We start from the raw sequence: 26293 nt of genomic DNA, 5'->3' as shown, positions 1-26293 counted from the left end.
CCAACAACCGCCGGCCTCGCGACAGCAGGGCCGGCGGTGCCATGAACCGACTGGATTGAAGCATGAAAGCCGTCGTCTGCCGCTCGCCCGGCGAACTTGTCCTCGAAGATCGTCCGGCGCCTGGCGCGCCCCCCGCCGGCTGGGCGCTGGTCGCCGTCAGCCATGTCGGCATCTGCGGCACCGACTATCACATCTTCGAAGGCAAGCACCCGTTCCTCGCCTATCCCCGCATCATGGGCCACGAGGTTTCTGGCACCGTGATCGAGGTTGGCGAGGACGTCGATCTCGCCGTCGGCGAAGCGGTGATCGTCAATCCCTATCTCGCCTGCGGCAAATGCATCGCCTGCCGGCAAGGCAAGCCGAATTGCTGTGTCATGATCGAGGTGCTCGGCGTCCACCGCGACGGCGCCATGTGGCGAGCAGATCCTGGTGCCGGCGCAAAATCTTTATCCGGCAAACGGCCTGTCGCTGGCCGATGCCGCCGCCGTCGAATTCCTGGCGATCGGCGCCCATGCCGTGCGGCGCTCGCTGGCTGATCCACGTGCGCGCACACTGGTCATCGGCGCAGGCCCGATCGGGCTCGGCACGGCGCTGTTCGCCCGCATCGCCGGGCTCGATGTGACGCTGCTCGACATGAGCGCTGAACGGCTTGGCTTTGCCGAAAGCGAACTCGGCTTCGCGACGCTCGACGGCTCGCGAGGCACCGCTGCCGACCTGGTGCGGGAAGCAACCGGCGGCGACGGCTTCGACGTGGTTTTCGATGCCACCGGCAACACCCGGTCGGTGCAGTCGGCCTTCGCTCATGTCGCGCATGGCGGAGCGCTGGTCCTGGTCAGCGTCGTCAAGGACGACATCGCCTTTTCCGATCCCGAATTCCACAAGCGCGAGATGATGCTGATCGGCAGCCGCAACGCCCTGCGTGCCGATTTCGACCATGTCGCCGCCTCGATCCGCAACGGCGCGCTGCCGCTGGCAAAGCTTGTGACGCACCGCACCACGCTTGGCGAGACGCCGCACGACCTCGCCCGCTGGGCGCATGAGAAGTCTGGCCTGATCAAGGCTGTCATTCAGGTCGGATGATGCCAGGGCTGCCGTATCTCAGAGCGCCGACAATTTGAGCTCGATCCGCTCGGCCGGGAAGCGCGACTCCGAAAACTGTATCGGCTGACCGTCGGGCGTGACGTTGACGGCAACCGTCACCAGCACGATGGCGCCGGGCTGCAGCTCGAGGTCCGCAAGGTCGACGGCATCGGCATGGCGCGCCGACAGCACGGTCGATTGCCTGAGATAGTCGTCGATGCCGAAACGTGCCAGCGATGCGGTGATCGAACCGGTTTCCGCCATGGCGGCATCGATGCCGGCAAAGCGCTTGGCATCGAACCAGCCGGCAGCGCGGGACACCGGCATTCCATCGGCTTCGCCGCGCGTTTCCAGGCGTATCACATCGGCGCCCGTCGCAAGGCCTAAGCCCTCTGCGACACGACGGTTGGCCGGCTCGACCGATGACGCGAGCAAGGTGATATGCCGCTCGGACGCCTGTCCTTGCAATCCCTCGGAAAAGCGGGTGCGAGCGCCGATCGGATAAGACAGCAGCTTGCGCGACAGCACGAAGGTGCCGCGCCCCTGCTCCGCCCTGAGCACGCCCTCCTGCACCAGCGCTGCGATAGCGCTACGCACCGTATGGCGGTTGACGCCATAGCGTCCGGCCAACGCGATCTCCGGCGGCAGCGCGGCATTCTCGGGAAAATCGCCGACGGCGATCGAATGCAGTATCTGGTCGGCGATCTGCCGCCACAGCGCGACACCGCTGCGCCGCTCGATGCGGTTGGCTTGTCCGATCATCTCCCGCCCCAATTCTTTGCGCCGATCTTTTGGCCGTGTCACGTGCCCGTCATGGACACGCGCTAAATAACAAGTATAATTTGTATAGTTGTCTATATCAATAGATAAATTCACGCAAACGAGGAGTACGGCCATGCGAGGACGGGAAGCGCGAGAGCAGGCCGAGCGCAAGGCCGTGATGGCGACGCTGGCGCAATCGGCCGGCGAAGACATCGTCCGCCTGTGGGACGAAACCGGCCTGCCTTGCGAAGCGGAACTTCTGCGTGGCCCCGAAACCGGCCTGGTTACGGTACGCGGCCGCATCGGCGGCGGTGGTGCCCCTTTCAATGTCGGCGAGGCGACGGTCACCCGTGCCACGGTGCGGCTTGCGTCCGGCCATGTCGGCCACTGCTACGCACTTGGTCGCGACAAGCAGAAGGCAAGGCTGGCGGCGATCGCCGATGCGCTGTGGCAGGACCCGGCCCACCGCAATGAGGTCGAGATCAGGATCGTTGCGCCATTGCAGGCGGCACTGGCCAAGGCGCGTGAACAGCGCCGCGCCGAGACGGCGGCGACCAAGGTCGATTTCTTCACCATGGTACGCGGAGAAGACTGATGGACATCGTAACCCAAGCGATCGAAGGCGGCTTTGCCGATCCGGTATTCAACGCGCAGACCGTATTCCGTGCCGTGATGGACGCGATGGCGCGGCCGGGCAGCGTCCAGCCCTTGCCGGCCCTTGCCCACCCACCGGCGCCGCTGTCGGCCACCGCCGGCGCCGTTGCGCTGGCGCTGTGCGACAACGACACGCCGCTCTGGCTCGACCCGGCTTTGCAGGTGTCGGCGGTGAAATCCTGGCTTGGCTTCCATACCGGCGCGCCGCTGGCCAACACCCCGGCCGACGCGCATTTCGCGCTGATCGCCACGCCGGCCGAGATGATGGCGCTCGACGGGTTTTCGCAAGGCACCCAGGATTATCCCGATCGCTCCACGACGCTGATCCTCGAGGTCGGCGATCTTGTCTCCGGCGCTGCGCTGCTGCTCGAAGGCCCGGGCATCGAGACGACGGCGACGATCGCGCCGGCGCAAATGCCGCGCCATTTCGTCGAGCAATGGAAGCAGAACAACCAGCGCTTTCCCCGCGGTGTCGACATCGTCCTCGCCACCCCTGACAGCGTTGCCTGCCTGCCGCGTACGACGCGCATCAAGATGATGGAGGCGTAGCATGTATGTTGCGGTAAAGGGTGGCGAAGCGGCCATTCGCAACGCCCACAAACTGCTCGCCGACCGCCGGCGCGGCGACCGCTCGGTGCCCGCACTTCGCCTCGACCAGATCGTCGAGCAGCTGGCGCTCGGCGTCGACCGGGTGATGAGCGAAGGTTCGCTCTACGACCGGGAATTGGCGGCACTCGCCATCGTCCAGGCGCGCGGCGACATGATCGAGGCGATCTTCCTGGTTCGCGCCTATCGCACGACGCTGCCGCGTTTCGGCTACACAAGGGCGATCGACACCGGCACGATGCTGGTCGAGCGACGGGTGTCGGCGACCTACAAGGACCTGCCCGGCGGCCAGCTGCTCGGCCCGACTTTCGACTACACCCACCGCCTGCTCGATCCCGAGCTCGCCGCCGGCGGCGATGTCGCCGAACCGGAGCAGCGCGCAGGCGAGGCGGAAGCCATGCCGCGCGTCTCGGCCATCCTCGCCCGCGAAGGCCTGATCGAGCCCGACGGCGACATGCCTGGGGATCATACCCTCGGCGACATCACCCGCGAGCCGCTCGAATTCCCGATGGCGCGCGACATCCGCCTGCAGGCGCTGTCGCGCAGCGACGAGGGGTTTCTGCTGGCGCTCGGCTATTCCACCCAGCGCGGCTACGCGCGCAACCATCCCTTCGTCGGCGAGGTTCGCATCGGCGAGGTCGAACTGGAACTGGACGTGCCGGAACTGCCCTTTGCCGTGCCGCTCGGCAGCATCCGCGTCACCGAATGCCAGATGGTCAACCAGTTCAAAGGCTCGGCCAAGGCGCCGCCGCAATTCACCCGCGGCTATGGCCTCGTCTTCGGCCAGAGCGAGCGCAAGGCCATGGCCATGGCGCTATGCGACCGCGCGCTGCGCGCCTCGGAGTTGGGTGAGGATGTCATCGCCGCAGCGCAGGACGAGGAGTTCGTCATCTCGCATTCCGACAATGTCCAGGCGACCGGCTTCGTCGAGCATCTGAAGCTGCCGCATTATGTCGACTTCCAGGCCGAGCTCGACCTCGTGCGCCGCATGCGCGCCGAGCATGATGCCCGCGAAAATGCCGGCAAGGCCGAAGAAAAGAGGGAGGCAGCGGAATGAGTGCACAACCAGCGGACATCGCCACCTACAACTTCGCCTATCTTGACGAACAGACCAAGCGGATGATCCGCCGCGCCATCCTCAAGGGCATCGCCATCCCCGGCTATCAGGTGCCGTTTGCCTCGCGCGAAATGCCGATGCCCTATGGTTGGGGCACCGGCGGCGTCCAGGTCACCGCTTCGATCATTGGCCCGGACGATGTGCTCAAGGTCATCGACCAGGGCGCCGACGACACCACCAATGCCGTCTCGATCCGCGCCTTCTTCAAGAAGGTCGCCAATGTCGCGGTCACCACCGAGACGGCCAAGGCGACCATCATCCAGACCCGCCACCGCATCCCTGAATATCCGCTGAGTGCCGGTCAGGTGCTGGTCTACCAGGTGCCCATCCCCGAGCCGCTGCGCTTCCTCGAGCCGCGGGAAACGGAGACGCGCAAGATGCATGCGCTGGAGGAATACGGCCTTATGCATGTGAAGCTCTACGAGGACATCGCCAGGCACGGCCGCATCGCCACCACCTACGCCTACCCGGTCAAGGTTGAGGGCCGCTATGTGATGGATCCCTCGCCGACGCCGAAATTCGACAATCCGAAGATGCACCGTTCGCCGGCTTTGCAATTGTTCGGCGCCGGCCGCGAAAAGCGCATCTACGCGCTGCCGCCCTTCACCGATGTGGTCAGCCTCGATTTCGAGGACCATCCGTTCGAGGCACAGACCTTCGACCAGCCCTGCGCGCTGTGCGCGGCCGAGAACGTCTATCTCGACGAGGTCATCCTCGACGACCATGGCGGCCACATGTTCGTCTGCTCCGATACCGATCATTGCGAGAGGCGGCGCGCGGAAGGCCACTGCGGCCATCTCGCGCCCGAGACCCATCTTGCCCCAGGAAAAACGGAGCCGGCGCAATGACAGACGAACCGCTGCTGCGCGTTTCGGCGCTGTCCAAATTCTACGGCTCGCGCGTCGGCTGCGAGAACGTCACTTTTGACCTCTGGCCGGGCGAAGTGCTGGCGGTGGTCGGCGAATCCGGTTCCGGCAAGACGACTTTGCTCAACTGCCTGTCAACTCGACTGCTGCCCAGCTCCGGCACCGCCAGCTACCGGATGCGCGACGGCCAGTTTCGCGAACTCTACCGCATGAGCGAGGCCGAGCGCCGCTTCCTGATGCGCACCGATTGGGGTTTTGTCCATCAGAACCCGGCCGACGGGCTGCGCATGACGGTGTCGGCCGGCGCCAATGTCGGCGAGCGGCTGATGGCGGTCGGCGACCGCCACTATGGAAAAATCCGCGCCACCGCGGTCGACTGGTTGTCGCGTGTCGAGATCGACGAAGACCGCATCGACGACGAGCCGCGCGCCTTTTCCGGAGGCATGCGCCAGCGCCTGCAGATCGCCCGCAACCTCGTCACCGGGCCGCGGCTGGTGTTCATGGACGAGCCAACCGGCGGCCTCGACGTCTCGGTGCAGGCGCGCCTGCTCGATCTGTTGCGCGGCCTGGTCACCGATCTCGGCCTGGCCGCCATCGTCGTCACCCACGATCTCGCCGTGGCGCGGCTGTTGTCGCAGCGCATGATGGTGATGAAGGACGGCCGCGTCGTCGAAAGCGGCCTCACGGACCGCGTCCTCGACGATCCGCGCGCGCCCTATACCCAGTTGCTTGTCTCCTCGATCCTGCAGGTGTGACGATGGAACGCATTTGCCTGGCACCTACCCCCACCCCGCTGCTTCGCAGCGACCCTCCCCACAAGGGGGAGGGTAAAACGCCGGCGCCCTACCTCCCCCTTGTGGGGAGGTCGGACCGAAGGTCCGGGTGGGGGTACTCCGGCCCGCAGACGAATGACGATTGGAGAACCCTCTGATGGCAACCCCGCTCGTTGTCTCCGATGTCGCGAAGAGCTTCACCATGCATCTGCGCGACGGCATCAAACTGCCGGTGGTCGCTGGTGTCTCGTTCGCGATCAGGGCCGGCGAATGCGCCGTGCTCGGCGGCCCGTCCGGCGCCGGCAAGAGCTCGATCCTGAAGATGCTCTACGGCAATTATGCCGCCGACGAAGGCCAGATCATCGTCCAGCACGAGGGCGGGCTCATCGATCTCGCCTCGGCCAGCCCGCGCACCGTGCTTGCCGTGCGCCGGCTTACCATCGGCTATGTCAGCCAGTTCCTGCGCACCGTGCCGCGTGTCTCTGCGCTCGATGTCGTGGCCGAACCGCTGGTCGAGCGCGGCGAGGAGCGCGAGGTCGCGCACGGCAAGGCACGTGCCTTGCTGGCGCAGCTCAACCTGCCGGAAAAGCTCTGGGCGCTGCCGCCGGCGACGTTCTCCGGCGGTGAACAGCAGCGCGTCAACATCGCGCGCGGCTTCATCACCGAGCACCCGATCCTGCTGCTCGACGAGCCGACCGCTTCGCTCGACGCCAGGAACCGCGACGTGGTGATTTCCCTGATCGCCGCCAAGAAGGCGGCGGGCGTCGCTTTGCTCGGCATCTTCCACGACCACGACGTGCGTGAGGCGGTGGCCGACCGTATCATCGACGTGACCGCCTTCGCCGCCGGAAAAATTGCCGCATGACGAGGAAACTGTCGGAGGCGCCGCTGATCCACGAGACGGCGGAAGTCGAGAACTCAACGCTTGGCCGCTGGACCGAGATCGCCGAGCGCTGCCGGGTTTCCGAAAGCACGCTCGGCGACTATTCCTACATGATGCAGGACTGCGGCGTCTGGTGCGCAACGATCGGCAAATTCGCCAACATCGCCGCAAGCGTGCGCATCAACGCTACCAACCATCCGACCTGGCGGCCGGCGCTGCACCATTTCACCTATCGCGCCTCGGATTATTGGGACGACGCCGAGCACGAGAGCGAATTCTTCGCCAAGCGCCGCGCCAAACGCGTCACCATCGGCCACGACACCTGGCTCGGCCACGGCTCGACCATCCTGCCCGGCGTCACCGTCGGCCATGGCGCGGCGGTCGGTGCCGGCGCGGTGGTGTCGAAGGACGTCGCGCCCTACACCGTCGTCGCCGGCGTACCGGCCAAGCCGATCCGCGAACGCTTCGACCGCCGCACCGCGGAGCGCTACCAGGCGCTCGCCTGGTGGGACTGGGACCATGCAAGGCTGCGCGCCGCGCTCGACGATTTCCGCGAGCTGGAGGCCAATCAGTTTTTGGAGAAGCATGGGGGTTGACGCCCTGAATAAGTCAGCCGCTCAGGCAAATGTCCAAAATAATAGAAAGAAATCCTAACGTAATAAGAATAGCAACACCAGTCTGATTTAACCTGATAAGTTCTATAAATTTTTTGTCATAACCAATATCTATAAGCGATTTGGTTTTTTCCTCAACTTTATTTGCAAAATTTATCGTAACTAGAACGATTAAAAAAATGAGAATCATTAGAATAATGGCCGCGTCACGCCCATTTCCATAATTGTACAAGTATCCAGATATTGGATGGTTCAAGCTACCAACCCGATATATGGACGTCAAAACCAGGGCCACTGTGAAACTCATCGCAGCGACTACCCCTGCAGCATACAGTCGCAACCACTGGCGCCAACGTAGCAATTAGGAAGCCTCTCTTTGATACGAGTTTGAATCTTTATTTCAATCTTGATGATGTGGAAACCCCGGCAGCATCACTTGGCGAATCATGCCTTTGATATTCTACTTCTTGGCACGGTTTTCATGTCCCTGACACATCGTCGGGGCAGGACGCGGCCTTCCTTTGGAGATCGCAATGCCTGTTTCAGTCAGACCTTCGCTCGCCGGATTCTTTGCCGGCTCGAACCCGACCCCTCCGGTGCATCTCGGCAGGCGCTACGACACCTCTGGTAATTTTCTCAACGAGCCCGGCAACACGGTCGTCTGCCATCTCGTCAACGGCTCGGCTTCGGAAGCGGTGATCATCGACGTGCGTGAGCGCATGCGCGCCATGCCTGATGCCGACGGGCTGGCCTTCACGCCCGTCTCCAGCCTGCACATGACGCTGTTCCAGGGCATCATCGAATACCGCCGCCGGCTTCCCTATTGGCCGGAGGATGTGCCGCTCGACACCAGCATCGACGACATGACCCGCCTCTATCAGGAACGCCTGAACGGCTTCGAAGGCTACGGCGCCTTCAAGATCAAGGTCGTCGATGTCGTGCCGACGGGCTTGACCGTTGCCGGCGCAACCGATGAGGACGTGCATATCCTGCGCGCATGGCGCGATGCCTTGTCGGCGCCTTTCGGATACCGGCATCCCGACCACGACACTTACGTCTTCCACATCACGTTCGCCTACCAGATCCGGCGTCTGGCGGACGAAGGGGCGTCCGAGTGGCAAGATCTGTTCGACGATTGCCTCTCGCTGTTTGCCCGCCAGGCTCCGGTGATCGAGCTGCGGCCACCTGCCTTTTGCCGCTTCAGGGACATGGAGCATTTCGAGGAGTTGCTGATCCTCGGCTGATCCCATCCAAGCCGCCCGGACGGCAGCGGTTTGGGTCAACTCGCCTTCGCGCCAAACGCGCCTGTGGGCAGTAACAAAACTGACATCAATCCGACACCGCAGGTTCATGCCGTTGCGCTAGCGAGGGTTAACAGACCTTCAACCGCGACTGGACTGGAACTTACCCATGTCAGCAACGCCAGAAATGTCAGCAACGCTCGAAATTCGCGGCGTCACCCGCCGGTTCGGCAAGAACACCGCTGTCAGCAATGTCGACATCTCGATTCCGCACGGTCAGATGGTCGGCATCATCGGTCGCTCCGGCGCCGGCAAATCGACGCTTCTGCGCATGATCAACCGCCTCATCGATCCGAGCCAAGGATCGATTTTTTTTGACGGCGCCGAAATTTCCCGGCTGCGCGGCTCGCCGCTCCGACGCTGGCAGCGCGACTGCGCCATGATCTTCCAGCAGTTCAACCTGGTGCCGCGCCTCGATGTGCTGACCAATGTGCTGCTCGGCCGGCTCAATCACCGTTCGACCGTGTCCAACCTATTTGGCATGTTCTCCCGCGGTGAATGCGCCGAGGCGGTTGCAGCCCTCGAGCGCCTCGACATCGCCCGCACCGCCCTGCAGCCGGCCGGCACGCTTTCCGGCGGCCAGCAGCAGCGCGTTGCGATTGCGCGCGCCATGATGCAGCAGCCGAAGGTGTTGCTGGCGGATGAGCCGATTGCCTCGCTCGATCCGCTCAACGCCAAGGTGGTGATGGATTCGCTGCAGGACATCAATTTGCGCGAGGGCATCACCGTCATCACAAATCTGCATACGCTGGATACGGCCCGCACCTACTGCAACCGCATCATCGGCATGGCCGCCGGCAAGGTCGTCTTCGACGGCCCGCCTGAAGCCCTCAACCGCGAGGCCGTGCGCATGGTCTACGGCGCCGACAGCAATGGCGGCGAAATCTCCGAGGCCATCACCTCCACCAGTGTCGCCATCAAACAGAAAATCGCTGCATCCGCCGGACCGCTCGAGCCCGCATTCCCGGGATATTGAGAACGACCTGATCGCCCGCCCGCGTCAAAGGCACCTGTCAAAAAATTCGAACGCTACCGGCGCGAGGCCGGGACCAACAGGAGAGAGATAATGTTCAGGAAGATGGTTTTTGGCGCCGTTTCATTGCTCGCCATCGCGGCAAGCGCCGCTCACGCCCAGGATATCAAGGAATTCCGCATCGGCATCCTTGGCGGTGAAAACGAAGCGGACCGGCTGCGCAACTTTCAGTGCCTCGCCGATCACATGAAGTCCGAATTCGGCTTCGAGAAGGTCTCGCTGTTCCCGGCCGCCGACTATGACGGCGTTATCCAGGGCCTGCTCGGCGGCACGCTCGATTTCGCAGAGCTTGGCGCGTCGGGCTATGCCAGCGTCTACCTCAAGGATCCGAACGCCGTGACCCCGATCCTCACCACCCAGCAGACCGACGGCGCGACCGGCTATTATTCGATCGGCCTTGCGCTGAAGTCGTCCGGCATCACCGACATCAAGTCGGCCAAGGGCAAGAAGCTCGGCTATGCCGACCCGGATTCGACCTCCGGCTACCTGATCCCGCTGACCCAGATCCCGAAAGACACCGGCGCTTCGAACGAAACCTTCTTCGCCTCGACACAGTTCAATGGTGGCCACGAGAACAACCTCCTCGCCGTTCGCGACGGCAAGGTCGATGTTGCGGTTGACGATTCCTCTGGCATCGGCGACTTCAAGAACGGCTACACCTCCGGCACCTTCCACAAGGAAGTCGCCAAGGGCGCCGTGGACCCCAACGATTTCGTCGAAGTCTGGCGCTCCGGCTTGATCCCGAACGGCCCGCTGGTCGTGCGCACCGCACTCGGCGGCGATATGAGCGCCAAGCTCGCCAACTTCTTCACCAGCCTGCCGGCCAAGGACAAGCCTTGCTTCGAGGCCATCGAAGGCGGCGATTTCACCGGCTATGTTCCGGTGAAGCCGGACTTCTACAGCGTCATCGTCGAAGCCCGCAAAGCCGCGATCGGCGGCTGACGACAATTGCGGAAAGGGCGGCGTCCATTAGAGCGACGTGCGTCCACTTGGACGCACAAAGTACGCTCTAACACTTAGATGCCGCATCGTGCTTTCCGAAAGTCGACTTTCGGGCCGATGCGGTCGCCGCCTTTTTTTCGTGTCCGCTCGTGACCCCGTATGACCTTCGCCGCTACAATTCGTTCAGACGCGGTCCGGCAGGCAGCAGACGCCTGGCGACGCCAGACGTCCTTGCGCCGGTTCTACACGGCGCTCGGCATCGGCTCACTGCTTGTCGCCATGTGCACAGCCATGTGGTTCGCCGACGAGGCCAATGCCGGACATTTCTTCGATCGGCTGCCGCACATACTGGATTTCCTTAGTTGGCTTGTTCCCAAGGACTGGAACGACGTCTGGCGGGCGCTGTTCGACATCACATCGCCGCACGACAAGGGCAGCCAAGAGTTCAACTTCCCGCTTGGCCGCGTCTATCTCTGGGGCGGCTTTTATCTACCCGAATATTTCGAGCTGATGCTCACCACGCTTAACGTGGCGCTGGTTTCCACTTTCATCGGCTTTGTCTTTGCGGTGCCCTTTTCCTTCATCGCCGCGCGCAACTTGACGCCGAGTCCGGTGCTCAGGCTCGTCGTCAAGCGCTTCATGGAACTGCTTCGCGCCTTCCCCGAGATCGTCATTGCCGGCCTGTTCGCAGCCATCCTCTCGACCGGCCCGGTCGCAGCCATCATCGCCATCGGCCTGCATTCCATCGGCGCCCTCGGCAAGCTCTTCTACGAGATCAACGAAAACATCGACATGCGCGCCGAAGAAGGCCTGCGCGCGGTCGGCGCCAACTGGTTCGAGCGCGTGCGCTTTGCCGGCCTGCCGCAAGTGCTGCCCAATTTCATGTCCTACACGCTGCTCAGGATCGAGATCAATGTGCGTATCTCGACCATTATCGGCGCGGTCGGCGGTGGCGGCATCGGCGAGGAACTGAAGCTCTCCATCTCGCGCGGCTTCGGCGCCAAGACGCTGGCATTGGTGCTGCTGCTGTTCACGACGATCTTCCTCGTCGACCAGTTTTCCGCCTGGCTACGCCGCAAGCTCGTCGGCGAGCAGGCATTCATGATGGGTGCCTGACCATGATCCCAAAAAGTGGATTCCCGTTTTTGGAAAAGATCATGGCAAATCAACAAGAAGACTGCCCATGGCCGCAATGACCGCCGATGAGATGCGGTCGATCGAGGAGCGCTTCCCCCAAGTGTTCCGGCGGCCCTTGTACAAACGCTTCGGCCCGCTGGTCCTGTTCACCAGCATCCTGCTCTATCTCCTCTACGCCTTGTGGTTCTTCAGCCTGCCGCAAGTGCTGAGGGAATCGCACTGGGAGCGCCTGCCGCTCTTCCTGACGCAATGGATCAGCTACGATCTGCAGCCGGAATTCCGTCTCGACCAGCCTCAGATCACACCCAGATATCCGCGTTTTTCGGCGCTCGGCGAAGACCCGCATCCCGATTGGGTCATCACCAACGCCAACGGCTCCTACACCGTCCTGATCGACGGCCGGGCCAAATCGGTCACCTTCGACAAGGCCGAAGCGACGCTTGTCGCCAATGGCCAGGCGGTGCCGATGTCGTTGACCAGCGGCAAACCGGTAATATCCGGCCCGGTGCCGGAGTGGATCACCGCGCATGACGATGAGATCGTCGCCAGGATGGGCTTTGCCGGCGAGGTCCGCATAACCGTCGATCGCGTCAAGGTCCGCAAACGCTTCCTCGGCTGGGCGAATTTCGTCTTCGACACACGCTCGCCCTTCTTCGGCAAGTCGCCCGGCGAGGTGGTCTCGTTGCTGATGTCCGGACCCCAGCTCAAGCCGGGCACATCAAACATTGCGCTGGCCGCCGACAATATCTGGAACAACGCCCAATGGCAGCATGGCGACGTCTGGACGAAGCTGTTCCAGACCATCGTCATGGCGTTTCTCGGCACCTTGCTCGGCGGCATCGTTGCCTTCCCGCTCGCCTTCTTCGCCGCCCGCAACATCACCCCGAGCGGCCTGCTTAGCCAGGTGCTAAAGCGGTTCTTCGATTTCATGCGTTCGGTCGACATGCTGATCTGGGCGCTGTTCTTCACCCGCGCCTTCGGCCCGGGGCCGCTTGCCGGCAGCGCCGCGATTTTCTTCACCGAGATCGGCACGCTCGGCAAAGTCTATTCGGAAGGCCTCGAGAACATCGACGACAAGCCACGCGAGGGCATCCAGTCGACCGGCGCCAACGGCTTGCTGGTGCAGCGCTATGGCGTGCTGCCGGAAGTGATCCCGGTCTTCATCAGCCAGACACTCTATCAGTGGGAATCCAACACCAGGGGCGCGACGATCATCGGCGCCGTCGGTGCCGGTGGCATCGGCCTGAAGCTCTGGGAGGCCATGCGCACCAATTCCAACTGGGCCAATGTCTTCTACATGGTGCTCTTGGTCCTGCTCGTCGTTTTCATCTTCGACAACATTTCCAATTTCCTGCGCCGCCGCTTGAGCAGGACGATCCACGACTACAACCGGATCCAGGCCGGCCAGGGCTGACGGGGGGAGTTGCGCAGGCGTGCGGTTAGGGCGCCTTCCTCCATCCATTCCTGATATGCCTGTAGCCGTCGCGGTAAACAGCTTCCGGGCCTTCGGAAAAGTCGCGCCACACCTTGGTGGCCGCGGCCAGATCCTTCAGCGAACGCCCGAACGCCTCGATCGTCAGCCAATCGTCGTAGCCGCTCTTGCGAATGGCGGAGAAAGTCTCCTTCCAGGGGACGTGGCCGCGGCCCGGCACGCCGCGATCGTTCTCCGAAATATGGATATGGACGATGTTCTTGCGGTTGCGCATATAGGCGCCGATCGGGTCGGCCTCTTCGATGTTGGCGTGGAAGGTGTCGTACATCGCCTTGATGTGCGGCCGGTCGATCGTGTCGATATGCGCCGACAAATCGTCCATCGTGTTGAGCAGATAGCATTCGAAGCGGTTGAGCGCCTCCAGCCCGATGGTGACACCCTTGTTGCCGGCATGGTCACCGATGACGCGCTGCGAAGCGACCGAACGTTTTTTCTCGGCCGCCGTCGGCCCGCTGCCGGAGAAGACCCCGAGTGTCGAATGGAGCGGGCCGCTCAACGTGTTCGCGCCAAGCGCCTGAGCGCAGTCGATCGCCGATTTCATGTAGTCGATACCGGCCTTGCGCGTCGAGGCATCCGGCGAGATCAAATTCATCGCCGGATCGCCCATCGCCGAGACGGCGGTGCGTTGCAGCCCGATACGGTCGAGCAGCTCGCCGAGTTTCCTGTAGTTGTCCGGCGTGCCGGAGAAGACCGGTATCTCGACGCCGTCGAAGCCGGTCGCCTTGATGTCCCTCAACAACGGCTCGTGTTTTTTCGAGACACTGGTCGTCCACAACAACATGCACATGCCGATTTTCATCGACGCCCCTCCCCTTTTTACGGCCGGGCTTGCTCCTCCGGCGACTTCGCCACAAGCCCCCTCATCCGGCCGCTTCGTGGCCACCTTCTCCCCGCCGGGGAAAAGAGTGAACGCCAGCGCCAACGATCTCCTCTCCCCACGAGGAAAGGTCGGATTGCCCCGAATTGCCTTGCAATTCGGCTGGCAATCCGGGTGACGGGGACTTCCCATTAACCGGGCGCAGCGATTAAAGCTTCGTCCACGCTCCGTTCTTCTTCGACGACTTCACGCAGGCCTCGATGAAGGCCATGCCCTCGACGCCGTCCTGCACGGTCGGGAAGACGACATCCTTGGCCGGCTTCCCGCCCTTCCGGCGCGCTGCACGAATAGCCCGCGCGGCTTCCTGATAGATGTTGGCGAAACCTTCGAGATAGCCTTCCGGATGCCCTGGCGGAACGCGGCTGACGCGCCCGGCGACGGGGAGCGCGCCGGCGCCATTACGGGTAATCAACTGCTTCGGCTGGCCGAACGGCGTGTACCAGAGATAGTTCGGGTCGGCCTGCACCCATTCGAGGCCGCCCTTCGAGCCGTAGATGCGCAATTTCAACCCGTTCTCGTGGCCGGGCGCCACCTGGCTTGCCCAGATCATTCCCTTGGCCGGGTGCGACCCGCCGACCGGCTTGAAGCGCAGCAGCACATTGATGTTGTCGTCGAGCGGCCTCCCCGGCACGAAGGCATCGAGATCGGCCGACAACGAATCGAGCTCCAGCCCGGAGACGAAACGGGCAAGGTTGTAGGCGTGCGTGCCGATATCGCCCAGCGCACCGCCGGCACCGGCCTGCTTGGGGTCTGAGCGCCACGCAGCCTGCTTCTGGCCGGTGGCGGCCAGATCTTCGGTCAGCCAGTCCTGCGGATATTCCGACTGCACGATGCGGATATCGCCGAGCTGTCCCTTGGCCACCATCTCGCGTGCCTGCCGCACCATCGGATAGGCGGTGTAGTTATGCGTCAGCACGAACACCTTGCCGGTCTTCTCGACCAGCGCGGCCAACCTCTTCGCCTCGGCCAGCGACGTCGCCAGCGGCTTGTCGCAGATGACATGGATGCCGGCCTCGAGAAAAGCCTTGGCTGCCGGCACGTGCACATTGTTCGGCGTGACGATGGCCACCGCCTCGATGCCATCCGGCCGCTTGGCCTCCGCCTTGGCCATCTCGGCATAGGAGCCGTAGCTGCGTGCCGGATCGAGCCCAAGCTCGGCCGCCGAGGCCTTGGCGCGCTCCGGATTCGACGAGAGGGCCCCGGCAACCAGCACGAACTCGTTATCAATGCGCGCCGCGATGCGGTGCACCGCGCCGATAAAGGCGCCTTGTCCGCCGCCAACCATGCCGTAGCGGATCGGACCGCCTCCCGTTTCCGTCTTCGATGCGCCAACCATGATTTTCTCCCTCGTCACTGAAATACCCCTCCGCTTGAGGGGAAGGTGGCCCGCACGGCCGGGTGGGGTTGGTTCATGCCGAGCTCTACGCCCGGCGACCCCACCCCGATCCGCTGCGCGGATCGACCCTCCCCTCGAGGGGGAGGGATATCTGTGCTAGATCCCCATCATGCCGCGCAGCACCTTTTTATCGGTCGTGCCGCCGGCGAAGTCGTCGAATGCTTTTTCCGTCACCCTGATGATGTGGTGCTGGATGAAGGGAGCGCCTTCGGCCGCACCATCCTCCGGGTGCTTGAGGCAGCATTCCCATTCCAGCACCGCCCATGAATCGTAATTGTATTGAGTGAGCTTGGAGAAGATGCCGCCGAAATCCACCTGCCCGTCACCGAGCGAGCGGAAACGCCCGGCACGGTTGGTCCAGCTCTGGTAACCGGAATAGACACCTTGCCGCCCGGTCGGATTGAATTCGGCATCCTTGACGTGGAACGCCTTGATCCGCTCGTGGTAGATGTCGATGAATTCGAGATAGTCGAGCTGCTGCAGCAGGAAGTGCGACGGGTCGTAGTTGATGTTGCAGCGCTTATGGCCGCCGACCGCATCGAGGAACATCTCGAATGTCGCGCCGTCGAACACGTCCTCGCCCGGATGGATTTCGTAGCCGACATCGACGCCGTTCTCGTCATAAACGTCGAGGATCGGCTTCCAGCGCTTGCCGAGTTCGGCAAAGGCTTCCTCGATCAATCCCGCCGGCCGCTGCGGCCAGGGGTAGAGGTATGGGAAGGCCAACGCGCCGCAAAACGACACCGACGCCTTGAGCCCGAGATTCTTCGACGCCTTGGCGGCGAACTTCATCTGTTCGACCGCCCATTGCTGCCTGGCTTTTGGATTGTTGTGCACCGCAGCCGGCGCGAAGCCGTCGAACTGCGCGTCATAGGCGGGATGCACCGCCACCAGTTGCCCCTGCAGATGCGTCGACAGTTCGGTGATCTCGACGCCGGCATCGGCGCAGATGCCCTTCACCTCGTCGCAATAGGCCTTGGAGGAGGCTGCCTTCTCGAGATCGAACAATCGGGCGTCCCATGTCGGGATCTGCACGCCCTTGTAGCCCAGACCAGCCGCCCATTTGGTGATCGAGGCCAGCGAATTGAACGGCGCGGCGTCGCCCGCAAACTGCGCCAGGAACAGACCAGGCCCCTTCATCGTCGTCGGCATCGGCATCTCCCTATGTTTCACGACCAAGCATAGCGCCGATTGAAAACAGGGCCAGCGTCTTTGGTCTCTTTGCACAGCGCGCTCAGCGCCGCTATTCTGGTATTACCAAATGCCGAAATCTGGTCAAGCCATTTGACGCGCTGCCGCGGTCCTGCAACCATGCCGAGTTAGGCCACATGTTTAAGTATAATCAATAGCATAGACAGGAGCCAACGCTTGATGGCAGCACTTCTTGCCGTCCAGATGAAATTACTGTAGACCTCCCATCAGGCCCAATTGGTCGAACCAGTTTGCAAAAAATGCTGGGACGCCTTGGGGAAGAATCATGCGGCACGCTTCGGCAGAGTGCGCCGCAGGCGAACTGGTACAGGTGATTCTGGGAAGGATAGACCATGCATCTTTCGACGCACAATTGGATGCGGGCGGAGCCGCTGGAAACGACGCTCAAGCGCATCAAGAAATTCGGCTACGAGTCGATCGAGATCTCCGGCGAACCCGATCAGTACAAGCCCAAGGAGACGCGCGCACTGTTGAACGAGTACGGCATTCGCTGCTGGGGAGCGGTGACGCTGATGCTGGGCGAGCGAAATCTCGCCGCCAAGGACCAGGGCCAACGCGAGCGCTCGGTGCAGTATGTCAAGGACGTGCTGACCATGGTCAGCGAACTTGATGGCGAGATCATCACGCTGGTTCCGGCCACCGTCGGTAAGGTGGTGCCGGACGGCACCGAGGAAGAGGAGTGGAAATGGGTGGTCGACGCCACCCGGGAATGCTTCACCCACGCCAAGAAGGTCGGCGTCAAGATCGCGGTCGAGCCACTCAACCGCTTCGAGACCTATCTGTTCAACCGCGGCGCCCAGGCACTGGCGCTGGCCGATGCGGTCAGCCCCGAATGCGGCGTCTGCCTCGACGCCTACCACATCCACATGGAAGAATTTAACGTCTACGACGCCATCCGGCAGATAGGCAAGCGCCTGTACGACTTCCATGTCGCCGACAACAACCGCTTCGCCGCCGGCCTCGGGCAGATCGACTGGCCGAAGATCGTCGGCACGCTGAAGGAGATCGGCTATGACGGCGCGCTGACCAATGAATTCGTCGCCCCCGTCGACCGCACGCCGGCTGCCCCCTATCCCGACATGGTCGAACGCAACCCCGTCGACATCTCGCCGGAGCAGCTGAAATTCATTCAGGACCACGGCTCCAGCGTGCTCACGGAGAAATTCTACACCGACCAGATGCGCATCAACGCGGAAACGCTGCTGCCGCTGATCAAGTAGCCGAGCCGTTTGGAAAGAGCCCTTCCGCCTCACCGCGGCCGGGCCGAGGATGAACATGCGCATCAAGACGGTCCAAGCCTGGTGGGTCCGCATACCGATCGAAGCCGCGAAGCAGCACCGCAGCGACTTCGGTCAGGTGGCGACGTTCGACGCCGCCATCCTGCGCATCGAGACCGACGACGGGCTGGTCGGCTGGGGCGAGGGCAAGAATGCCGCCGGCAGCGCCGGCAGCTACGGCGCCCTTGTCCATTTGCTGAACTACGAGGTCGGCCCGCAGCTGGTCGGCCGCGACCCGGCTGACATCGGCGTCATCTGGGAGATGCTCTATAATGGCACGCGCCACGACAGCGCCGCTCGCGCCGGCCACGCCATGCCGCAATTGGCGCGACGCGGCATGAGCATCGCGGCTATCAGCGCCGTCGACATCGCATTGTGGGACATTCTTGGCAAATCGCTCGGCGTTCCGGTCTGGCGGCTGCTCGGCGGCCGCAAGCTGGACCGCATGCCGGCCTATGCTTCCGGCGGCTGGGCCACTGCGGAAGCCATCGGCGACCAGCTGCAGTCCTACATCGCCAAGGGCGGTTTCAAGGCGCTGAAGATGCGCGTCGGCGCCATGGACGGCGCCCCACACATCTCGGCCGCTCGCGTCCGTGCCGCCAGACAGGCGCTCGGTCCCGATATCGACCTGATGGTCGACGCGCACGGCACCTACACGGTGGCCGAAGCCAAGCGCTTTATCCATCTCGCCGGCGACCTCGATCTCGCCTGGTTCGAGGAGCCGGTGATCGCCGACGACAAGCCCGGCATGGCCGAGGTGCGCGCCTGCGGTTCGATCCCGATCGCCACCGGCGAAAGCGAGGCGACACGCTATGCCTTCCGCGACCTCGCCGTGCTCAAATCCGCCGATATCTTCCAGCCGGATCCGGCCTTTTGCGGTGGCATCAGCGAGGCGATGAAGATCGGCACCATCGCCAGCGCCTTCAATCTGCGCTTTGCGCCGCATCTTTGGGCCGGCGCGCCCTGCTTCTTTGCCGGGCTGCATGTCTGCGCCGCTTCGCCGGCGAGCTTCACCGTCGAATATTCGCTCGGCGCCAACCCGATGATCCACGATCTGATCGAAGAGACTGTCGAAGCAAAGGACGGTATGGTAGCGATCCCTGATAGACCCGGGCTGGGATTCACCATTTCGGAGCGGTTCCTGGAGGCGCACGCGCAACACGGCTGACATGAAAGAAAAGAACCTTCTCGCGGAACTCGCCGCCTATCTGTTCTCCCATTCGGACAAGGAGACGGGCCGCACGCCGTCGGAGCGCGAACTGGCAGAGCATTTCAGCGTCAGCCGCGGCCAGATCCGCGAGGCGCTGGCCATTCTCGAGGCCATGCGCATCGTCGAGCGACGGGCGAAATCCGGCATCTACATCGATACGAAGCAGGCGAGCGTCGAGGCGATGGCGCTGTTCGCCCGCGCCGGCCTGCCGCTCGATCCCGTCCAGATCTACGAGACGGTCGAGTTGCGCAAGATCCACGAGATCAAGGCCGCCGAACTTGCCTGTTCACGCGCCACCGAGGAGAATTTCGAGCGGCTGCGCGAGATCCTGAAGGCCTCCGAGGATCGCATCGCCGCCGGTGAAGGGCTTGCCCGGGAAGACCGCGAGTTCCACCTCGAGATCGTGCGGGCGACCAAGAACAGCGTCTTCCACAATATCTGCAGCGTCTACTACATGATGGGTGAACTGCGCCTGCCGATCTATTTCAACGATCCCGAACGCAGCGTGCGCTCCCATGCCGAGCATATCCAGATCTACGAGGCGCTGCTGCGCCGCGACGGCAATCTCGCCCAGGCGCTGATGAGCGCCCACCTGCAAGGCGCGGAAAGCTACTGGAAGGGGCTGATCGAGGGGCGTGGGGCGAAACCGGAAAGCCCTGCGCTCGAAAAGGCCTGAAATGCCCAAGATCCTGTCAACACACAGACTGCACCCTCGTGCCGCTTCCATGCTGACCGGGGCCGGCGAACTCGTTGTTGCTTCCGCCCTCGATGCGGCCACGCTGGCCGCCGAGGCGAGGAACGCCGATGTCATCATCGTTCGCGCTCCCTTGCCTGCGGCGCTTTTCGAAGGCGCGAAGAAGCTCAGGGCCGCGATCCGCCACGGCGCCGGGCTGGACATGGTACCGATGGAAGCGGCCAATGCGGCCGGCGTGCTGGTGGCGAATGTGCCGGGGGTGAACGCGCGATCTGTCGCCGAATATGTGATGTTCGCGGCGCTGGCGCTGCTTAGGCGCTTCCGTGTGTTGGACCGCGACTTGCGTGCGAAGGGCTGGCTGGCGGGCCGCGAACACACGGTGGTAGCCAGCGAGCTAGCGGGCAAGACGATCGGCATTGTCGGCCTCGGCGCGATCGGTCAGGCGGTTGGCCACATCGCCGCCCATGGGTTCGATCTGAATGTGGTGGCGACGACGCGCAGCATGCGGCCGGCGCCGGACAGGGTCGGCTTCCTGTCGATCGATGCACTCATCGAGCAGAGCGACATCATCGTTCTGTGCTGCCCGCTGACGCCCGAAACACGGGGGCTGATCAGCCGCGAGCGCATTGCGCGGATGAAGCCGGATGCGCTGCTGATCAATGTTTCGCGCGGACCGGTGATCGATGACGACGCGCTGATCGAGGCCTTGCAGAAGGGCCGCATCGGCGGCGCTGCGCTCGATGTTTTTGCTACACAACCGCTACCCCCCAACCATCCTTATTTTGGCTTCGACAACGTCATCGTCACCCCGCACATGGCTGGGATTACCGAGCAGTCGATGATGCGCATGGGCGTCGGCGCGGCTGGCGAAGCCTTGCTGGTGCTGGCCAACAGATTGCCGGTCAATCTGCGCAACCCCGAAGTGGTCGAGCACTACCGGCGGCGGTTCGCTGCCGATTTCTGAAAGCGCCCCAATTTTCCCGAATTCGCCGGCGATGGTGCCGGCATGGCAAGCGTCACAAAATTCCTGCTGACCGCCGGCTTCTGCGTGGCGACGGCGCAAGCCTTCGCCAACGAACAGGGCAGCTACGTGTTCTGCGACAACGGCATACGCTGCCTGGCGGCACCCTGTCCATCGAACAGCGCACTCGACCTTGCTGCTGGGAAGCTCATCAAAGGCGTTTCAATCGACATCGATCGCCTGCCGCAGCAAGACAAGGCGCTCGATCTTTCAGACAAGCTCTATGCCGGCAAGGTCGTTGTTGTCGGCTCGATCGAGAACCGCACCCGGACCTTCAACGGCAAGCGGTACACCCTGCCTTGGCTGGTCGCCACCAGCATCGAACGCGCCGCCAAGGACAGCGAACGCGGCCACTGCTCGTCGCGCTGACACGCGCTATCCGATCAATTTGCAAGCAGCTCCTCCACGCCGGCTGCGACGCGCAGCAGGTGGTGGTCATGGCCATTGCGCGCCACCAGCATCAGCCCGGCCGGACGCGTCATTCCCGGCATCGGCAGCGAGATGGCTGATAGATCGAACTGGTTGGCGACCTGCGTGTTGCGCAGCAGAAGGCCTTCCATCCTGTTGCACAGCGCCTCGTCGCTGGTCATCGACACGATCGTCGGCGCCGTCACCGGTGTGGTCGGCAGGGCCAGCACGTCGATCGACGCCAGCCGGTCATCCATCGCGGCGGCCAGCGCCGTGCGGCGGCGCATTGCCCTGATATAAACCGTGGCCGGAATGGCGGCGGCGCGCGACAATGGCCCGCTTACCCGCGGATCGACCGGCCTCGTCGCTCCCGCCGCCAGCCAGTCGGCATGGATCTCCGCCCCTTCCATCGCCGCGATCGACGCGCGTTGGGTTGCCACGCGCAGATCGGCAAGCAGGTCGTCGATCGACAGCTCCACAAGCCGTGCGCCGCTAAGCTCTATCTTGCGCAGACACCGGTCGAACGTCGTCGCGACCTCTTCCTGCGTATCATCGAACAGCACGCCGCGCGCAATACCGATGCGCAGGCCGTCCAGCGGCAGCGGCAACAGTGCCGCCAGGTTTTCGCCCGACATCACTGCATCGGCCGCCGCACATTCGGCGACGGTGCGGGCCAGCGGACCGATCGAGTCCAGCGTGGCTGACAGCGGAAACGCACCCGCAAGCGGCACGCGCCGCGCAGTCGGCTTGAAACCGACGACGCCATTCAGCGATGCCGGAATGCGCACCGAACCACCGGTATCGGAACCGATGGAGATTTCGCTGGTGCCTTCGCCCACCGAAACGCCGGCGCCTGAGGAGGAGCCGCCCGGAATACGGCTGGCATCGCTAGCATTGCCGGGCGTGCCATAATGTGGATTGACGCCGATCGCAGTAAAGGCGAACTCGGTCATGTTGGTCTTGCCGAGGATGATTGCACCGGCCTGGCGCAACTTTTGCACGACAATGGCATCCCGCAGCGCCGGCGCTGCGTTGGCGAGCAGCAGAGAGCCCGCCGTGGTCGGCTCGCCGGCGACATCGAACAGATCCTTGATCGAGACGATCGCCCCATCGAGCGGCCCGAGCGTGACGCCGGCTTTTCGCCGCGCATCGGTGGCGTCCGCCGCCGCCCGGGCGGCTTCCGGGTAGAGCTTTACGAAAACCCTCTCATCGTCGACGCGAGCGGCAAGAGACGAAAGAATTGCTTCGAGGTGATCGCGGGCTGATTGCATTTTTCGGTGTCGGACTCCGCGCGCTTGCAACGTCTTAAGGTAGCAGCCAGAAACTGGCCGCAGGAGACATAGCCCGGCACGGTCGGATTTGCACCTGTCGAACCGAAGGAGGAAGGCGCGATGCTCTACCAAGGCAGCTGCCACTGCGGCAAGGTCGCGTTCGAGGTCGAAGGCGAGCTGACCGGAGCCGTTCGGTGCAATTGCTCGATCTGCTCGCGCAAGGGTGCACTGCTATGGGCAGTTCCGCATGAGAGCATGCGGGTGCTTGCCTGGGGCGATGATCTCGGCCGCTACAGCTTCGGCAACCATGTCATCGCCCACCGCTTCTGCCGCAGCTGCGGCATTCACCCCTTCGCCGAGGATGTCGGCGAAGGGAGCGGGCGAAGTGCCTATATCAATATTAATTGCATCGAGGCGTTGGACGTCGCCGCCGTGCCGGTCTTCGACTTCGACGGCCGTTCCGTTTAGGCCTTGGGGTCGTCGATCGGCTTGGGGCCAAGGAAGAACGCCGCCAGTGCCGCAAGCAACGTCGCCGCCGCGCAATAGGCGAAGGCGGTGGCAACGCCGGTATTGTCGACAAGCAGGCCGCCGAAGACGGCGCCCAACGCAATGGCGACCTGGAACGTCATAACCATGAGCCCACCGGCGCTTTCCGCCTGATCGGGGGCGGCCCGCACCAGCCAGGTCTGCAGCCCGACTGGGACGGCGCCGAAGGCAAAGCCCCAGCTGGCCACTGCTATTGCAGCCACGACGGGTGAACCTCCGACCACCAGCAGCAGGAGCGCCGAAAACGCGATCAGCAGGGGCGCCAGGCTGACGGCTGCCTTGAGGCTGCGTTCGGCAATGAAGCCGCCGGCAAAATTGCCGAAGAAGCCACCAATGCCGTAGGCGAGCAGCACAAGCGAGATCGTCTCGATGTCCAGCGCGGGCACCTTCTCGAGAAACGGGCGGACATAGGTGAAGCCGGCAAAATGTCCCGAGGCGACCAGTAGTACCACCAGCAGTGCCACCCTGATCATCGGCCGCTTCATCACCTCCAGCAGCGTGCGAAAACCTGCCGTACCTGCAGGCTGCAGCTTCGGAATGGTAGCCACCTGCACCAGCAGCGCCAGCGCTCCGACCACGGCGGCGATCATGAACGCCGTCCGCCAGCCCCAGATGTCGCCGACATAGGCGCCGACCGGAGCCGCGCAGACCGTCGCCACCGAAACGCCGGTGAGAATGATCGACATGGCGCGCGGCATCAGCCGCATCGGAACGAGCCGCATCGCCATGGCTGCCGACATCGACCAGAAGCCGCCAAGACTGATCCCGAGCATGATGCGGGCAATCAGAAGAACGGGAAGCGAGGACGCAAACGCGGCCACCAGGTTTGACAGCACAAGCAGCACCGTCAGCGCCCACATGACCAACCTGCGGTCCAGCCGCTTGGTGACAATGGCCATGGTCGGCGCCGCAATCGCGCCAATGACGGCGGTTGCCGTTACCGCCTGCCCGGCGGCGCCTTCGGTGATGCCGAGATCCTGCGCAAGCGGCGTCAGCAGGCTGGCAGGCAGAAATTCCGCGGTCACCAGGCCGAAGACTCCGAGCGCCAGGGAGACCACTGCCCCCCATGCGGGCTCGGATCGTTCGCCGGTTTCCGATGGGTCGAGAACGGCGTCCATGACGCCTGTCGCGGGTTCGGTCATGAGGGATCTCCGATCTGGTTGCAGCGCAGCATCTGGCTGCAGTGCAACATAGGGAGTGACTGTCTGGAGTTTCCATGCTAGAAACACCATTATGCTTGACCGTTCGTCCAAAATCCCCGTCACCGGTGATCCGCTGACAGACATATTGCGCGGATTGCGCCTCGAAGGCGTCGATTACGGCCGTTGCGAGATGAAGGAACCCTGGGGCATCCATTTTCCGGCTCAGGCGGCGGCACGGTTTCATTTCATCGGCCGCAAAGGCTGCTGGTTGCTGCAGCCGTCCGGCGAATGGGTGGAACTGAAGGCTGGCGACGCGGTATTGTTGCCGCGCGGCTCAGCCCACACGCTGGCGAGCGAGCCGGGTACCGAGGCGGCGCCGATCCACGGCTATGAGGTCGAGGAAATCTGCAAGGGTGTCTATTGCATGTCGAATGACGGCATGCCCGGCTGCCGTCCGGGGACCTTGCTGTTTTTCGGCAGCATGTATTTCAATCTCGATGGCTTGCACCCCTTGCTCGGCATGATGCCGGACGTGATGCGCGCACATGAGTTGGAGGCCTATGAGCCAGGTATCCCGCATTTGCTGGAAGCGATGGCCCGCGAGGTGATGATGGAGCGCGTCGGCTCCGGCGGCATCCTGGCGCGGCTGGCCGATGTGCTCGCCGCGACCGTCATCCGCTCATGGGTCGAGCGCGGCTGCGGCGACTCTTCCGGTTGGATTGCGGCGGTCAGGGACCGCGAGATCGGCCGGGTGCTGGCCGCGATCCATCTGGAACCGAACCGCGACTGGACGGTGGAAGCTCTGGCGAAGATGATGGGTGCCTCGCGATCAGGTTTCGCCGAGCGCTTCGCAACCATTGTCGGCGAAACACCGGCAAAGTACGTCACGCAGGTGCGGATGCACCAGGCGAGGCAATGGCTGGTCCGCGACCGGCTCAAGATTTCCGTCGTCGCGGCTCGTCTCGGCTACGAATCCGACGCCTCCTTCAGCCGCGCCTTCAAACGGGTCATCGGATCGCCGCCTAGCCATTTCCGGGCCGAGGAACAGGCTGATATCCGCCAGGCCGGCTAAACGTTGGCCGGGTTATTGCTCGGTGATGCAGGCCGAGCCGGCGCTGCTCTTGCAATATTTACCGGAAGCCCCGCACCTGCCATCCGAGACTTCCACGACGGTGCCGCTCAACAACAGCTTGCAGTCGCTGGTGGACAGATTGACCGTGCCGTTGAGATCCTTGATCTTCTTGGCGTCGACCTTCGCGCCGGCGACAACTTTCTTGGCTGCCTGCGCCTCGCCCAGATGCGCCGCCGACAATCCCATACCGGCGACGAGTAGGATCGTCGCAAAACCGCGAAATAGAGTTCCCATAGCCAACCCTCCGTTTTGGGCCTCCAAATTGGGCTTGCAAAGCCCGTTTGGGACCAAAGGATCAGCCTATTTGACAAATCGGAGCATCCGCATCCCCCGTATGGGGGATGACGGGAAGACTCGAGCATTTAGCAGCCAAGGGAATCACTCGACGTCGCACAAATGCGGCTAAAACACATGGTTTAGAGCGGTATGCACGGCTCGATTTGAACGCATCCGTTCTAGCTGCAGCAAAGAGGCTTGTACTTAGCCGGCGTGACGCAGGCTTATTCCGCTGCCCTTGTCGAACAGCACCACCTTGTCCGGGTTCCAGGCAAAGCGCACCGGCTGCTCTATCTGCACGTCGGTCCTGGCCGGCACGGTGGCGCGCAGCATGGTGTCGCCGACCCGCAGCGTCAGGATCTTTTCGACGCCATGGTTCTCGACATCGTGGACCCGCGCCTCGACCGGCGCGCCGGTCTCGAGATAGACGTCTTCAGGGCGAATTCCGAAGACGAGCGGGCGACCGTCGGTCGCCGCGCCCGTCTTTGGGGGGGGGGGGGGGGGGGGGGGGGGGGGGGGGGGGGGGGGGGGGGGGGGGGGGGGGGGGGGGGGGGGGGGGGGGGGGGGGGGG

General features: G+C 63.4%; 26 protein-coding genes and 2 pseudogenes. 20 read left to right on the top strand and 8 right to left on the bottom strand.

The window, feature by feature from the left end; genetic code table 11:
* Positions 1 to 62 precede the first annotated feature (62 nt).
* Positions 63 to 1080: pseudogene (locus NKH59_RS13645) on the top strand (zinc-binding alcohol dehydrogenase family protein).
* Between the two features lie 18 nt (positions 1081 to 1098).
* Here the strand turns inward: NKH59_RS13645 and phnF are convergent.
* Positions 1099 to 1842 carry a phosphonate metabolism transcriptional regulator PhnF gene (gene phnF, locus NKH59_RS13640; protein ID WP_352539445.1) on the bottom strand — a complete coding sequence of 248 codons (744 nt, stop codon included), beginning with the start codon at positions 1840 to 1842 and terminating at the stop codon, positions 1099 to 1101.
* A 133-nt stretch (positions 1843 to 1975) separates the two neighbouring features.
* Here phnF and phnG point away from each other — a divergent pair, with 133 nt between their 5' ends.
* From phnG to phnE (NKH59_RS13580), 12 genes are all read left to right on the top strand, one after another.
* The gene (gene phnG / locus NKH59_RS13635) at positions 1976 to 2437 is read left to right on the top strand and encodes a phosphonate C-P lyase system protein PhnG (RefSeq protein ID WP_352539446.1); all 462 of its coding nucleotides are present in this window, start codon (positions 1976 to 1978) and stop codon (positions 2435 to 2437) included.
* Positions 2437 to 3045 (top strand): phosphonate C-P lyase system protein PhnH, encoded by a 609-nt coding sequence (gene phnH / locus NKH59_RS13630; RefSeq protein WP_352539447.1) that lies wholly within the window; start codon positions 2437 to 2439, stop codon positions 3043 to 3045. Before phnG ends, phnH begins: the two co-directional genes overlap by 1 nt.
* A gap of 1 nt (position 3046) precedes the next feature.
* Complete coding sequence (locus NKH59_RS13625; RefSeq protein WP_352539448.1) at positions 3047 to 4159, top strand: carbon-phosphorus lyase complex subunit; 1113 nt, start codon at positions 3047 to 3049, stop codon at positions 4157 to 4159.
* Positions 4156 to 5067: an alpha-D-ribose 1-methylphosphonate 5-phosphate C-P-lyase PhnJ gene (locus tag NKH59_RS13620; protein ID WP_352539449.1), complete on the top strand. Its 912-nt coding sequence runs from the start codon at positions 4156 to 4158 to the stop codon at positions 5065 to 5067. Before NKH59_RS13625 ends, NKH59_RS13620 begins: the two co-directional genes overlap by 4 nt.
* Entirely contained in the window at positions 5064 to 5840 is a 777-nt protein-coding gene (phnK, locus tag NKH59_RS13615) for a phosphonate C-P lyase system protein PhnK (protein ID WP_065009749.1), read from the top strand. Before NKH59_RS13620 ends, phnK begins: the two co-directional genes overlap by 4 nt.
* A 175-nt stretch (positions 5841 to 6015) precedes the next feature.
* On the top strand, positions 6016 to 6723 hold the full coding sequence (gene phnL / locus NKH59_RS13610) for a phosphonate C-P lyase system protein PhnL (protein WP_352539450.1): 708 nt from the start codon (positions 6016 to 6018) through the stop codon (positions 6721 to 6723).
* Positions 6720 to 7337, top strand: a complete 618-nt coding sequence (locus NKH59_RS13605) for a DapH/DapD/GlmU-related protein (protein ID WP_352539451.1) — start codon at positions 6720 to 6722, stop codon at positions 7335 to 7337. Before phnL ends, NKH59_RS13605 begins: the two co-directional genes overlap by 4 nt.
* Before the next feature lie 551 nt (positions 7338 to 7888).
* Entirely contained in the window at positions 7889 to 8599 is a 711-nt protein-coding gene (locus tag NKH59_RS13600; protein ID WP_352539452.1) for a DUF1868 domain-containing protein, read from the top strand.
* Positions 8600 to 8765: 166 nt separating this feature from the next.
* Positions 8766 to 9632 carry a phosphonate ABC transporter ATP-binding protein gene (gene phnC, locus NKH59_RS13595; RefSeq protein WP_352539453.1) on the top strand — a complete coding sequence of 289 codons (867 nt, stop codon included), beginning with the start codon at positions 8766 to 8768 and terminating at the stop codon, positions 9630 to 9632.
* Between the two features lie 90 nt (positions 9633 to 9722).
* Entirely contained in the window at positions 9723 to 10631 is a 909-nt protein-coding gene (gene phnD, locus NKH59_RS13590) for a phosphonate ABC transporter substrate-binding protein (protein ID WP_352539454.1), read from the top strand.
* Positions 10632 to 10790: 159 nt separating this feature from the next.
* Positions 10791 to 11747 (top strand): phosphonate ABC transporter, permease protein PhnE, encoded by a 957-nt coding sequence (gene phnE, locus NKH59_RS13585; RefSeq protein ID WP_352539455.1) that lies wholly within the window; start codon positions 10791 to 10793, stop codon positions 11745 to 11747.
* A gap of 67 nt (positions 11748 to 11814) precedes the next feature.
* Positions 11815 to 13182 (top strand): phosphonate ABC transporter, permease protein PhnE, encoded by a 1368-nt coding sequence (phnE, locus tag NKH59_RS13580; RefSeq protein ID WP_352539456.1) that lies wholly within the window; start codon positions 11815 to 11817, stop codon positions 13180 to 13182.
* A 25-nt stretch (positions 13183 to 13207) separates the two neighbouring features.
* On the opposite strand, the gene NKH59_RS13575 is transcribed toward phnE (NKH59_RS13580), so the two are convergent.
* The 3 genes from NKH59_RS13575 to NKH59_RS13565 all read right to left on the bottom strand — a co-directional run bounded on the left by NKH59_RS13575 (position 13208) and on the right by NKH59_RS13565 (position 16685).
* Positions 13208 to 14059 carry a sugar phosphate isomerase/epimerase family protein gene (locus NKH59_RS13575; protein ID WP_352539457.1) on the bottom strand — a complete coding sequence of 284 codons (852 nt, stop codon included), beginning with the start codon at positions 14057 to 14059 and terminating at the stop codon, positions 13208 to 13210.
* A gap of 226 nt (positions 14060 to 14285) precedes the next feature.
* Positions 14286 to 15473: a Gfo/Idh/MocA family protein gene (locus NKH59_RS13570; protein WP_352539458.1), complete on the bottom strand. Its 1188-nt coding sequence runs from the start codon at positions 15471 to 15473 to the stop codon at positions 14286 to 14288.
* A gap of 156 nt (positions 15474 to 15629) precedes the next feature.
* Entirely contained in the window at positions 15630 to 16685 is a 1056-nt protein-coding gene (locus tag NKH59_RS13565; protein ID WP_292661180.1) for a sugar phosphate isomerase/epimerase family protein, read from the bottom strand.
* Between the two features lie 392 nt (positions 16686 to 17077).
* Here NKH59_RS13565 and NKH59_RS13560 point away from each other — a divergent pair, with 392 nt between their 5' ends.
* From NKH59_RS13560 to NKH59_RS13540, 5 genes are read left to right on the top strand one after another with little or no spacing between them, the layout of a single operon-like run.
* Positions 17078 to 17965: a sugar phosphate isomerase/epimerase family protein gene (locus NKH59_RS13560; RefSeq protein ID WP_352539459.1), complete on the top strand. Its 888-nt coding sequence runs from the start codon at positions 17078 to 17080 to the stop codon at positions 17963 to 17965.
* A 55-nt stretch (positions 17966 to 18020) separates the two neighbouring features.
* The gene (locus NKH59_RS13555; RefSeq protein WP_292661184.1) at positions 18021 to 19190 is read left to right on the top strand and encodes a mandelate racemase/muconate lactonizing enzyme family protein; all 1170 of its coding nucleotides are present in this window, start codon (positions 18021 to 18023) and stop codon (positions 19188 to 19190) included.
* A 1-nt stretch (position 19191) separates the two neighbouring features.
* Entirely contained in the window at positions 19192 to 19908 is a 717-nt protein-coding gene (locus NKH59_RS13550) for a FadR/GntR family transcriptional regulator (protein ID WP_352539460.1), read from the top strand.
* Position 19909: 1 nt separating this feature from the next.
* Positions 19910 to 20890 (top strand): hydroxyacid dehydrogenase, encoded by a 981-nt coding sequence (locus tag NKH59_RS13545; RefSeq protein ID WP_352539461.1) that lies wholly within the window; start codon positions 19910 to 19912, stop codon positions 20888 to 20890.
* Positions 20891 to 20932: 42 nt separating this feature from the next.
* Entirely contained in the window at positions 20933 to 21316 is a 384-nt protein-coding gene (locus NKH59_RS13540; RefSeq protein ID WP_352474072.1) for a hypothetical protein, read from the top strand.
* 14 nt (positions 21317 to 21330) lie between these two features.
* Here NKH59_RS13540 and NKH59_RS13535 read toward each other — a convergent pair whose 3' ends face one another.
* Positions 21331 to 22626 (bottom strand): amidase, encoded by a 1296-nt coding sequence (locus NKH59_RS13535; RefSeq protein ID WP_352539462.1) that lies wholly within the window; start codon positions 22624 to 22626, stop codon positions 21331 to 21333.
* Positions 22627 to 22746: 120 nt separating this feature from the next.
* On the opposite strand from NKH59_RS13535, the gene NKH59_RS13530 reads away from it, so the two are divergent.
* A complete protein-coding gene (locus NKH59_RS13530) occupies positions 22747 to 23094 on the top strand; it encodes a GFA family protein (RefSeq protein WP_023675184.1) in 348 nt (115 codons plus the stop codon).
* Here NKH59_RS13530 and NKH59_RS13525 read toward each other — a convergent pair.
* Entirely contained in the window at positions 23091 to 24314 is a 1224-nt protein-coding gene (locus NKH59_RS13525; protein ID WP_353022169.1) for an MFS transporter, read from the bottom strand. The two genes, NKH59_RS13530 and NKH59_RS13525, sit on opposite strands and share 4 nt — an antisense overlap.
* A 91-nt stretch (positions 24315 to 24405) precedes the next feature.
* Here NKH59_RS13525 and NKH59_RS13520 point away from each other — a divergent pair, with 91 nt between their 5' ends.
* The gene (locus NKH59_RS13520) at positions 24406 to 25386 is read left to right on the top strand and encodes an AraC family transcriptional regulator (RefSeq protein ID WP_352539463.1); all 981 of its coding nucleotides are present in this window, start codon (positions 24406 to 24408) and stop codon (positions 25384 to 25386) included.
* A 12-nt stretch (positions 25387 to 25398) separates the two neighbouring features.
* Here the strand turns inward: NKH59_RS13520 and NKH59_RS13515 are convergent, their stop codons facing one another.
* Both NKH59_RS13515 and NKH59_RS13510 read right to left on the bottom strand, forming a co-directional pair.
* Entirely contained in the window at positions 25399 to 25680 is a 282-nt protein-coding gene (locus NKH59_RS13515; protein ID WP_352474067.1) for a hypothetical protein, read from the bottom strand.
* 246 nt (positions 25681 to 25926) lie between these two features.
* Positions 25927 to 26202: pseudogene (locus NKH59_RS13510) on the bottom strand (TOBE domain-containing protein); the annotation flags it as partial.
* Between the last annotated feature and the right edge of the window lie 91 nt (positions 26203 to 26293).

This window comes from Mesorhizobium sp. M0998 (assembly GCF_040318885.1).
GTDB lineage: Bacteria > Pseudomonadota > Alphaproteobacteria > Rhizobiales > Rhizobiaceae > Mesorhizobium.
This window is presented reverse-complemented; position numbering and strand designations above follow the sequence as displayed.